The organism is Pseudomonas serbica (genome assembly GCF_028823535.1).
GTDB classification, from domain to species: Bacteria; Pseudomonadota; Gammaproteobacteria; order Pseudomonadales; family Pseudomonadaceae; genus Aquipseudomonas; species Aquipseudomonas serbica.
Map to the genome: position 1 here is coordinate 19,647 of NZ_JAQIYM010000023.1, position 11,469 is coordinate 31,115.

At 64.1% G+C, this 11,469-nt stretch carries 6 protein-coding genes; 5 read left to right on the forward strand and 1 reads right to left on the reverse strand.

Going from position 1 to position 11,469, the window contains the following annotated elements; genetic code table 11:
• The first annotated feature begins 3 nt into the window (after positions 1-3).
• From NQL71_RS28025 to NQL71_RS28045, 5 genes are read left to right on the forward strand one after another with little or no spacing between them, the layout of a single operon-like run.
• Complete coding sequence (locus NQL71_RS28025; protein ID WP_274643681.1) at positions 4-2,526, forward strand: efflux RND transporter permease subunit; 2,523 nt, start codon at positions 4-6, stop codon at positions 2,524-2,526.
• 5 nt (positions 2,527-2,531) lie between these two features.
• Complete coding sequence (locus NQL71_RS28030; RefSeq protein ID WP_046817767.1) at positions 2,532-4,310, forward strand: acyl-CoA dehydrogenase C-terminal domain-containing protein; 1,779 nt, start codon at positions 2,532-2,534, stop codon at positions 4,308-4,310.
• A gap of 17 nt (positions 4,311-4,327) precedes the next feature.
• Positions 4,328-5,971 (forward strand): fatty acid--CoA ligase, encoded by a 1,644-nt coding sequence (locus NQL71_RS28035; protein WP_274643682.1) that lies wholly within the window; start codon positions 4,328-4,330, stop codon positions 5,969-5,971.
• 55 nt (positions 5,972-6,026) lie between these two features.
• Entirely contained in the window at positions 6,027-8,138 is a 2,112-nt protein-coding gene (locus NQL71_RS28040; protein WP_274643683.1) for a 3-hydroxyacyl-CoA dehydrogenase NAD-binding domain-containing protein, read from the forward strand.
• A 55-nt stretch (positions 8,139-8,193) separates the two neighbouring features.
• Positions 8,194-9,381, forward strand: coding sequence for an acetyl-CoA C-acyltransferase (locus NQL71_RS28045; RefSeq protein ID WP_046817770.1), 1,188 nt, complete (start codon positions 8,194-8,196; stop codon positions 9,379-9,381).
• A 12-nt stretch (positions 9,382-9,393) separates the two neighbouring features.
• Here the strand turns inward: NQL71_RS28045 and prpR are convergent, their stop codons facing one another.
• Positions 9,394-11,331 carry a propionate catabolism operon regulatory protein PrpR gene (gene prpR / locus NQL71_RS28050; RefSeq protein ID WP_274643684.1) on the reverse strand — a complete coding sequence of 646 codons (1,938 nt, stop codon included), beginning with the start codon at positions 11,329-11,331 and terminating at the stop codon, positions 9,394-9,396.
• Positions 11,332-11,469: the final 138 nt, after the last annotated feature.

An 11,469-nucleotide genomic window follows, 5' to 3' on the forward strand; every position in this document is an offset into this window, starting at 1 on the left:
GACATGGGCAATATCAAACAAGACGCCATGCCGGTGATCCGCGAACTGCGTGATTTCGACCGCCGCTCCGGCAACCTGCTGGAAAGGCTGGTGTTCAACTATCGGCCGCTGTTCATGCTGCTGATGGCCATTGCCACGGTGATGCTTGGCTACATGGCCGTGACCCGCCTGGAGCTGCGCCCCAGCTTCGAGAAGATGATTCCCCAGAGCCAGCCATACATCCAGAATTACCTCGAGAACCGCGCTTCACTGCGCGGCCTGGGCAACTCGGTGCGGGTCGTGGTGGAGAACACCCAGGGCGATATCTTCGACCCCGAATATCTGGACGTACTCAAGCAGGTCAACGACCAGTTGTTCCTCACCGAAGGCGTCGACCGTGCGTGGATGAAGTCGCTGTGGAGCCCGGCGGTGCGCTGGACCGAGGTCACCGAGCAAGGCTTCCAGGGTGGCCCGGTGATGCCCGATACCTACCGCGGCTCGCCCGGGGACATCGAGCGTCTGCGCCAGAACATCGGTCGGGCCGGCATCGTCGGCAGCCTGGTGGCCAGCGATTTCAAGTCAAGCATGCTGATCGTGCCGCTGCTGGACAAGGCCTCGGCAACCGGCCAGAGCATCAACTACCACCAGTTTTCGCAGATGCTCGAAGAGCAATTGCGCGACAAGATCGAATACGCCGGCGACAGCGCGGCGCGTAAAACCGGCGCCGAGGGCAAGGGCCCGTACAAGGTGCGGGTGATCGGTTTCGCCAAGTTGATGGGCGACCTGATCGATGGCCTGCTCCAGGTGATGATGTTCTTCGGCCTGGCCGTGGTCACTTCGCTGGTCATCATCTACGCGTACACCCGTTGCGTGCGCAGCACCCTGCTGGTGGTGGGTTGCTCGTTGGTCGCGGTGGTCTGGCAGCTGGGCATCGTTGCCTGGCTGGGTTATGCCATCGACCCGTATTCGGTGCTGGTGCCGTTTTTGATCTTCGCCATCGGCGTGTCCCACGCGGCGCAGAAGATGAACGGCATCATGCAGGACATCGCCCGTGGCACGCACAAGCTGATCGCCGCGCGCTACACCTTCCGTCGTCTGTTCATCGCTGGCGTTACTGCGTTGCTGGCTGACGCGGTAGGTTTCGCCGTGCTGATGCTGATCGACATTCCGGTGATCCAGGACCTGGCGATTACCGCCAGCATCGGTGTCGCCGTGCTGATTTTCACCTCCTTGTTGCTGATGCCGGTGGCGCTGTCCTACATCGGGGTAGGGCGCAAGGCCGCCGAGCGCGCGCTGAAAATCGACACCCGTGCCGACGGCCACAAGGGCTTTGGCAAACTCTGGGATTGGCTCGACCGCTTCACCACCCGCAAGTGGGCGACCGGCGCGGTGTTGGTCGCGGCGCTGATGGGCATTGGCGGTTTCATGGTTAGCCTGCAACTGAAAATCGGCGACCTCGACAGCGGCGCACCGGAGTTACGTGCCGACTCGCGCTACAACCGCGACAACGCCTACATCACCAGCCACTACGCACTGTCCAGCGACCTGTTCGCGGTGATGATCAAGACCCCGGCGGAAGGCTGCCTGAGTTACCAGACCCTGGTCCTCGCCGACCGCCTGGCCTGGGAGCTGCAGCAATCACCGGGGGTGCAGGCGACGTCTTCGCTGGTCAACGCGGTACGCCAGATCACCGCCGGCACCTATGAAGGCAACCCCAAGCTCAACAGCATCCAGCGCAACCAGGACGTGCTCAACTACGCCGCGCAGCAGGCCTCGGTCAACTCGCCGGAGCTGTTCAACAACAACTGCTCGTTGATGCCGGTGATTGCCTTCCTCAAGGATCACAAGGCCGAGACCCTCGACGCCGTGGTGGCGATTGCCGACAAGTTTGCCAAGGAAAACAGCAGCCCGGATCGCCAGTTCCTGCTGGCGGCCGGCAGTGCCGGGATCGAAGCGGCGACCAACATCGTGGTGCGCGAGGCCAACCACACCATGCTGCTGTACGTCTACCTGGCGGTGACGCTGTTCTGCCTGATCACCTTCCGCAGCTGGCGCGCCACGCTGGTGGCGCTGTTGCCGCTGGTGCTGACCTCGATCCTCTGTGAGGCACTGATGGTGGCCATGGGCATCGGCGTGAAGGTCGCGACCTTGCCAGTGATCGCCCTCGGCGTGGGCATCGGCGTCGACTACGCCCTGTACCTGCTCAGCGTGCAATTGCACTTCCAGCGCCAGGGCCTGCCGCTGTCCCAGGCCTACCGCAACGCCGTGTCGTTCACCGGCCGGGTGGTCGGGCTGGTCGGTATCACCCTGGCGGCCGGCGTGGTGTGCTGGGTCTGGTCGCCGATCAAGTTCCAGGCCGACATGGGCATCCTGCTGACCTTCATGTTCCTGTGGAACATGCTCGGCGCGCTGATCCTGATTCCTGCCCTGTCGTACTTCCTGCTGCGTGAGCGGGTGCCGGTCGCGCACGCCCGTGCCACGCAAGCCGCTTTATCCCCATCCCCTGAACGCCCGGGCATGCCCCATGCCCTGGCCACTTCCGAGTAAGCACTATGGCTGACTACAAAGCTCCCCTGCGCGACATGCGCTTCGTACTCAACGAGGTTTTCCAGGTGTCCCGGCTCTGGGCCGGATTACCTGGCCTGGCCGAGGCGATCGATGAAGAAACCGCCGCCGCCATCCTTGAGGAGGCCGGCAAGATCAGCGCGAACGACATCGCCCCATTGCGCCGCAGTGGCGACGAACAGGGTTGTTCCTGGAACAACGGATCGGTGACCGCCCCTGAGGGTTTTGCCCAGGCCTACCAGGTCTTCGCCGAAGGCGGTTGGGTCGGTGTCGGCGGTGAAGCGCAGTACGGTGGCATGGGCATGCCCAAGGCGATTTCCGCCCAGGTCGAAGAGATGGTGGCCTCGGCCAACCTGTCGTTCGGCACCTACCCGATGCTGACCGCCGGTGCCTGCCTGTCGATCAAGGCCCACGCCAGCGAGGAACTCAAGGAACGCTACCTGCCGAACATGTACGCCGGCACCTGGAGCGGTTCGATGTGCCTGACCGAGGCCCACGCCGGCACCGACCTGGGCCTTATTCGTACCAAGGCCGAACCCCAGGCCGACGGCAGCTACAAGGTCAGCGGCAGCAAGATCTTCATCTCCGGCGGCGAACACGACCTGACCGAAAACATCATTCACCTGGTGCTGGCGAGATTGCCCGATGCACCGGCGGGGCCAAAAGGCATCTCGCTGTTCCTGGTGCCGAAAGTGCTGGTCAATGCCGACGGCGCCCTGGGCGAACGCAATTCACTGTCCTGCGGTTCCATCGAACACAAGATGGGCATCAAGGCTTCCGCCACTTGCGTGATGAATTTCGACGGCGCCACCGGCTGGATCGTCGACGCACCGAACAAGGGCCTGGCGGCGATGTTCACCATGATGAACTACGAGCGCCTGGGCGTGGGTATCCAGGGCCTGGCCCAAGGCGAACGTTCCTACCAGAGCGCCGTCGAGTATGCCCGCGAGCGCCTGCAAAGCCGTGCACCGGGCGGCGCCCCAGGTACGGAAAAGGCCGCCGACCCGATCATCGTGCACCCCGATGTGCGCCGCATGCTGTTGACCATGAAAGCCCTGAACGAAGGCGGTCGCGCATTCTCCAGCTACGTGGCCCTGCAACTGGACATCGCCAAGTACAGCGAAGACCCGACCGCCCGCACCCGCGCCCAGGAACTGGTGGCCTTGCTGACGCCGATCGCCAAGTCCTTTCTCACCGACATGGCGCTGGAAACCACCCTGCACGGGCAGATGATTTTCGGCGGCCATGGCTACATCCGCGAGTGGGGCCAGGAGCAACTGGTGCGCGATGTGCGCATCACGCAAATCTACGAAGGCACCAACGGCATCCAGTCCCTGGACCTGGCCGGGCGCAAGATCGTCGGCAGCGGCGGGGCGCTCTACCGCCTGTTCGCATCGGAAGTTCGCAACTTCACCGCCAACGCCAGCGCTGATCTCGGCGAGTTCACCCAACCGCTGAACGCCGCGGTAGACACCCTCGACGAATTGACCGCCTGGCTGCTCGATCGCGCCCAGGGCAACCCGAATGAAATCGGCGCCGCCTCGGTCGAGTACCTGCAAGTGTTCGGCTACACCGCCTACGCCTACATGTGGGCATTGATGGCCAAGGCCGCCATGGGCCAGCAGGGTGAAGACGATTTTTATGCCGGCAAGCTCGGCACCGCACGTTTCTACTTCGCCCGGCTGCTGCCGCGAATCCACTCGTTGAGCGCTTCGGTCAAGGCCGGTAGCGAAAGCCTTTACCTGCTGGATGCGGCGCAGTTTTGAACCAGGAATTCACGACCATGCTCAAGACAAAAATAATTCCCCCGGCAGATGGCGCCTACAGCTACCCGCTGTTGATCAAGCGACTGTTGCTGTCGGGTGAGCGCTACCAACCCGACAACGAGATCGTCTACGCCGACAAGCTGCGCTACAGCTACAAGACCCTGATCGAGCGCATCCATCGCCTGGCCAATGCGCTGACGGCGGCCGGGGTCAAGGCCGGGGACACCGTGGCCATGCTCGACTGGGACAGCCACCGCTACCTGGAAAGTTTCTTTGCCGTGCCGATGATCGGCGCGGTGCTGCACACGGTGAACATTCGCCTGTCGCCAGAGCAGGTGCTCTACACCATGAACCACGCCGAGGACGACCTGGTGCTGGTGCATGACGACTTCCTGCCGATGATCGAGCAGATCCAGGGCGGCCTGAACACCGTGAAAGGCTTTATCAGGCTGACTGACGACGCGGCGACCGGCACCGAGCTGCCTGTACTGGGGGAGTACGAAAGCCTGCTCGCCCAGGCCGCCTGCCATTACGACTTCCCTGACTTCGATGAGAACTCGGTAGCGACTCTGTTCTACACCACGGGCACCACCGGCGACCCCAAGGGCGTGTATTTCACCCATCGCCAACTGGTCCTGCATACCCTGAATGCCGTGGGCACCTTGGGCACCAACCAAAGCTTCGCTCTGCTGCGTTCCGACGACGTTTACATGCCGATCACGCCGATGTTCCACGTGCATGCCTGGGGCGTGCCCTATGTCGCGACCCTGTTGGGCATCAAGCAGGTCTACCCCGGACGTTACGAGCCCAACAGCCTGGTGCGGTTGTTTCGCGAAGAGAAGGTGACCTTTTCCCACTGCGTGCCGACCATCCTGCAGATGATCCTCGGCTGCGAGGAAGCGGCGCAGACCGACTTCGAGGGCTGGAAAATGCTCCTGGGTGGCAGTGCGCTGACCCTGGCCATCGCTGCCCAGGCGTCCGCCCGAGGCATGGGCGTGCACAGCGGCTACGGCATGTCCGAGACCTGCCCGATGCTTTGCTCGACCTACCTGCGGGCGCAGGCGCTCGAGCAACCGATGCCAGCGCAACTGCCCGCGCGCATCAAGACCGGCATGCCGATCGCGATGGTCGACCTGAAAATCGTCGATGCCAGCGGCAACAGCGTGCCCCACGATGGCGAGTCCTTGGGCGAGATCGTGGTGCGTGCACCCTGGCTGACCCAGGGCTATCTGAAGGACCCGCAAAAGGGCGCCGAGCTGTGGCAGGGCGGTTGGCTGCACACCGGCGACCTGGCGTCCATCGACCCTCAGGGCGGGGTGGAGATCAAGGACCGGATCAAGGACGTGATCAAGACGGGCGGCGAGTGGATCAGTTCCCTGGAACTGGAGAACCTGATCAGCGAACACGCCTCGGTCACGTCCGTCGCAGTGGTCGGCATCGCCGACGAGCAATGGGGCGAACGGCCCCTGGCCCTGGTGGTGTGTGAGCCCGGCCACTACCTGGATCGCAAGATCCTCGAGACGCACCTGCAAGGGTTTGTCGAGCGCGGCCGCATCAACAAATGGGCGATCCCCAAGCAGTTCAAGTTCGTCGCCGAGATCCCCAAGACCAGCGTCGGCAAGATCAACAAGAAGCTGATTCGGGAAAGCGCGTTGAGCTAAGGGAGACCGCCCTGTCTTGCGTTTTCCACTGCTTTATCCGATTGAGAAAATATCCATGAAAAACCTGATCCATTACCGTCGTGAAGATTCCCTGGCCCTGATCGGCCTCACCAGTGCCCCGGTCAACGCCCTCGGCCAGGCCCTGCGCGAGCAACTGCTTGAAGCTTGCGAACGTGCCGCCGCGGACGCCAGCGTGAAAGCGATTGTCCTCCACGGCGAGGGGCTGGTGTTCAGCGCGGGCGCCGACATTTCCGAGTTTGGCAGCGCCGCGTCGTTTGCCCGGCCGGACCTGTCGAGCCTGCTGGTGCGCCTCACCGAACTGGACAAGCCTTTGATCGCTGCCATCGGAGGACTGGCGTTGGGGGGCGGGCTGGAACTCGCCTTGGCCTGCGGTTACCGCGTGGTGGAGGCCGGGGCACGCCTGGGCCTACCGGAAATCAAGCTCGGCTTGCTGCCCGGCGCCGGTGGCACCCAGCGGCTGCCGCGTCTGATCGGCGCCGAGGCCGCGCTGGAGATGATCGTTTCGGGCCAGCCGATCACGGCGGCCAAGGCTCTGGCGCTTGGCCTGATCGAGCGCGTGGCACCAGACGCTGACAGCCTGCTCGATACCGCGCGCAGCCTTGCCAATGACTTGATTGCCCGGCAGGCGCCGGCGCGTCCGGGCTGGCCGCACGCGAATCCGGGAGCAACCCTGCCGGTGAACTATTTTGCCGACTACCGCACAGCGAACCAGAGTCGTTGGAAGGGCCAGAGCGCGCCACAACGCGTCGTGGCGGCGATCGAGGCGGCCTGCCGCCTGCCCTTGGCCGAAGGCCTGGCCAGGGAGAGCGAACTGTTCAAGGAGGCCGAGGCGTCCAGCGAATCCGAGGCGCTGCGCCACGTGTTTTTCGCCGAGCGTGAAATCGGCAAGCTGCCGGGGCTGGACGCGGGCACGCCGATCCGGCCGATCAACCGGGTCGCAGTGATCGGCGCCGGCACCATGGGTGGCGGGATCGCGATGAACTTTGCCAATGCGGGCATGGCGGTAACCCTTCTGGAGCTCAAGGCCGATGCCCTGGCACGTGGTCTTGAGCTGATTGGCAAAAACTACGAAACCAGCGTGCAGCGCGGCAAGCTCACCGCAGCGCAGATGGATCAGCGCTTGGCGCTGATCCACGGCACCCTCGACTACGCAGATATCGCCGACGCTGACCTCGTGATCGAAGCGGTGTTCGAGAACCTGTCGATCAAGCAGCAGGTGTTTCGCACCCTGGACGAGTTGTGCAAGGCCGGCGCGATCCTGGCGAGCAATACCTCGACCCTGGATGTCGACGCCATTGCCGCCGTCACCCGCAGGCCCGAGGGCGTGGTCGGCCTGCACTTCTTCAGCCCGGCCAACGTCATGCGGTTGCTCGAAGTAGTACGCGGCACCGCCACGGCCCCAGACGTCCTGGCCACCACACTGAAAATCGCCAAGCGCATCGGCAAGATCCCGGTGGTCTCCGGGGTGTGCTTCGGCTTCATCGGCAACCGCATGCTCGAACCCTATTCCCGCGAAGCGCACCGCCTGCTGCTCGAAGGTGCATCGCCTGCGCAGATCGACAAGGTGCTCACCGACCTCGGCCTGGCCATGGGCGTGTTGGCCATGCACGACCTGGCCGGCATCGATGTCAGCTTTCTGGTGCGTGAATCGCGCCGTGAGCTCATCGCCCACGACCCGGGTTATTGCAAGCTCGCCGACGCGCTCTACGGCCTCGGCCGTTTTGGCCAGAAGACCCGCAGCGGCTATTACCTCTACGAAGGCCGCGAGCGCAAGGAAGACCCGCAAGTGCTGGCATTGGCCGAGCAGATCGCCGGCGAACTGGGCATCCAGCGCCGCGCCATCAGCGATCAGGAAATCCACGACCGCTGCCTGTTGATGCTGGTCAACGAAGGCATCCAGCTGCTCGACGAAGGCATCGCCCAGCGCAGCAGCGACATCGACCTGGTCTGGATCAACGGCTACGGCTTTCCGGCCTGGCGCGGTGGCCCGCTGCACTACGCGCAAGGGCTGGGGCTGGCCCATGTACTCGAGCGCATTCGCCATTACCGAGAGGCACTCGGTACCTACGGCGAAATGTGGTTCCAGCCAGCGCCATTGCTGGAGCGCCTGGTTGCCAGCGACCAGGCCCGCATCGAACGCAACTGACCTTTGGCGGCCACTTCAGGGTGGCCGCCGCAACTGATAGCTGAGGACCTCAAGCATGAAAGAAGCCGTCATTCTCTCCACGGCCCGTACGCCGATCGCCAAGGCGTTCCGTGGCGCGTACAACACCATCAAGTCGCCCACCTTGGCCGGTCACGCGATCCGCGAGGCTGTGGTGCGCGCGGGAATCGAAGCCCAGGAGATCGAAGACCTGGTGCTCGGCACCGCACTGACCAGCGGCACGGCGGGCCAGAACCTCGCGCGCATGGCCGCCCTGGCCGCGGGCTTGCCGCTGTCAGTCAGCGGGCAGACCCTGGACCGCCAGTGCGCCTCGGGCCTGATGGCCATCGCCACCGCCGCCAAGCAGATCATGGTCGACGGCATGCCGGCTGCGATCGGTGCCGGCCAGGAAAACATCAGCGCCGTACAGAATCGCCACATGGCGTGGGCCTTTGAGGAGCGCGATCCGCGGGTGGAACGCAACGCGCTGCACGCCTACATGCCCATGTTGCAAACCGCTGAACTGGTCGCCAGGCGCTACGGGATCAGCCGCGAGGCCCAGGATGCCTACGCCCTGCAATCGCAGATGCGCACCGCGGCGGCGCAGCAGGCCGGGCGGTTCGACAGTGAAATCATCCCGGTCACCAGCCTTCGCCAGGTAATCGACAAAGTCACCGGCGAGACGACGCTGCAAGAAGTCACCCTCAAGGCCGATGAAGGCAACCGTCCTCAAACCCGCCTGGAAGACCTGGTCAACCTCAAGCCGGTGATCGACGGCGGGTGCATCACCGCCGGCAACGCCAGCCAATTGTCCGACGGCGCCAGCGCCTGCGTGTTGATGGATGCGCGCCTCGCCGAGCAGCGCAACCTCAAGCCGTTGGGCCTGTATCGCGGGATTGCCGTGGCCGGCCTGGCCCCGGAAGAAATGGGCATCGGCCCGGTGCTGGCGGTGCCCAAGCTGCTCAAGCAACACGGCCTGAAGGTCGACGACATCGGCCTGTGGGAGCTCAATGAGGCCTTTGCCTGTCAGGTCCTGTACTGCCGCGACACCCTGGGCATCGACGACGGCCGGCTGAACGTCAATGGCGGCTCCATCGCCATCGGCCACCCGTACGGCATGAGTGGCGCGCGGATGGTCGGGCATGCTCTGCTGGAAGGCCGGCGCCGCGGGGTGAAGTATGTGGTGGTGACCATGTGCGTCGGCGGCGGCATGGGCGCTGCCGGGCTCTTCGAAGTGTTCCAGTAACCCGGGCAGCGTCTATTGCAGACGCCGCCACAGCGTGGAGCGACTGATGCCCAGGCGACTGGCAGTTTGCGCCAGGTTGCCGTCACAGGCCTGGAGCATGTCGAGGACGTATTGCCTTTCCTTTTCCTTGGCGATGCTTTTCAGGTCGGTGACGGGCACCGTTGGGGGCAGTGCCCGGCTGTTGCGCAGTTCGGGAATCACCAGGGCCAGGCTCGCTCCCTCGATCGCCGTGCCGCGCAACAGATCCTCGGCCGACAGCGCGGCACGTTCCAGGATGTTTTCCAGTTCGCGGATATTGCCGGGCCAGTGATACGCCATGAGGTTGGGCAGCAGCGATTCCAGCAGGCGCTCCTGCAAGGGTGGCACACGATGCTCGCCATTCAGGCGGCGCAAGATGGCCCGGGCGATGTCGCCGATGTCTTCGCTGCGCTCGCGTAGCGGCACCGTCTGCAGGCGCAGGATGTTCAGGCGATAGTAGAGGTCGCTGCGAAAACGTCCGGCTTCGATAGCTTGCGGCAGGTCTTGATGGGTGGCGGCGATGATGCGGATGTCGATGCTGATCGGCTCGGTGGCGCCCAGGCGCAGCACTTCGCGCTCCTGCAGGACGCGCAGCAGGCGGGTCTGCAAGGACACCGGCATGTCGCCAATTTCGTCGAGGAACATCGTGCCGCCATGGGCCGCTTCGATCAGGCCGGGTTTACCGCCTTTGCGCGATCCGCTGAAGGCGCCTTCCTGGTAGCCGAACAGCTCACTTTCCAGCAGCGATTCGGGAAAGGCCGCGCAATTGATCGCCACGAACGGGCCGCCCTGGCGGTTGCTGACATTGTGCATGCCTTGGGCCAGCAACTCCTTGCCGGTACCACTTTCACCGGTGATCAGCACCGTCGATGAGGTGGCCCCATACCGTTGCGCCAGCTTGAGCAATTGGCGGGTGGCCGGGCTTTTGCCGCTGATCTGCTCGAGGCGGTACCTGGCCGAAAACCCGCCGGGGCGATGGGTCGAGCGGATGCGCTGGTCGGCGCATTGGACCGCCGAGGTGTCCTGGCACGTCAACACCAGCCCGGTGCGCTGGCCGTCTTCGAGGATGGGCAGGATATTGCAGACCAGCAGATTCTGACCCAGTTGAATGACCGTGTTCTCTTCTCCGACGCCGCTGCGCAGCACTTCGTCCAGTGCCAGTTGCGGGCAGAACTCTTGCAGGGGACGCCCGAGCAGGCGGCTGGCGGGCATGCCCAACAACGCTTCGAATGCGGGGTTCAGCGCTTGCACGATGCCCTGGTTGTCCACGGCTGCAACGCCGGAGGGAATGTGCTGCAACACGGCGTCCAGGTGCCGGCGCTTGGCCAGTTCGCTGCGCTGGCTGTGCAGGATCCCAAGGGCTTCTTCCAGGGCTTTGCGCACGGTGGTCTGGCTGATTGAAAGCACACCGTGCAAACCGACCTGCTCCGCCAGTTCAACCACGGTGGATGAGCCGATCACTGTCTGGCAACCCAGGTGGCGCGCGCGTTCTACTGCCTGCCTGGCCTCGTCGAGGGTGATGTAGCACCCCTGGTGGATCTGCACGGTGAACAGCGCCGCCAGCGAGTCGAGGTCGGCGTTGATTCGCGCATGGCTGATGACGGCGATCTGCGGTGAATGCAGTCGCGCCTGTTCCAAAGCCCACAGTAGATCGGCGCCGCCCACGCGCATCGATAGCACCGGTCGGGTCAGGTGCCGGCGCAGGTAGGCGGCGGTGGCGCCAGCGCAGACGAACACCTCGACTTCGCCGTTCTGCTCCAGCTCGCGGGCCAGTTGCAGCGACTCCTCGACGGTGGTGTCGAGCACGCGGATGTTGGTTTCGCCTGAGTAGTCAGGCAGCACGCTGGTCACCACGCGGGCCAGGCGGCTCTGCTGCAGTGGTCGCTGCAGGTGGCTGATCAGCACGATGATCCGGGGGAGGCGAGGCGGCATGGCGACTGGGCTCGTATGTTTCAGTTGGGTGTCATATATGAATTCAGTTGTTTCAATATTGCAAGTTCAGTGCTCGCAAGCAGGTCTTGCGACTCTGCCAAGAATAGCTGCAGGCCCCACTGCATAAGGGGGAGAGCG

What these genes read in the sequence shown, in the direction of transcription:
- prpR (WP_274643684.1), bottom strand. Translation starts at nt 11,331, where the DNA reads ATGCCGCCTCGCCTCCCCCGGATCATCGTGCTGATCAGCCACCTGCAG.
- NQL71_RS28030 (WP_046817767.1), top strand. Translation starts at nt 2,532, where the DNA reads ATGGCTGACTACAAAGCTCCCCTGCGCGACATGCGCTTCGTACTCAAC.
- NQL71_RS28035 (WP_274643682.1), top strand. Translation starts at nt 4,328, where the DNA reads ATGCTCAAGACAAAAATAATTCCCCCGGCAGATGGCGCCTACAGCTAC.
- NQL71_RS28045 (WP_046817770.1), top strand. Translation starts at nt 8,194, where the DNA reads ATGAAAGAAGCCGTCATTCTCTCCACGGCCCGTACGCCGATCGCCAAG.
- NQL71_RS28025 (WP_274643681.1), top strand. Translation starts at nt 4, where the DNA reads ATGGGCAATATCAAACAAGACGCCATGCCGGTGATCCGCGAACTGCGT.
- NQL71_RS28040 (WP_274643683.1), top strand. Translation starts at nt 6,027, where the DNA reads ATGAAAAACCTGATCCATTACCGTCGTGAAGATTCCCTGGCCCTGATC.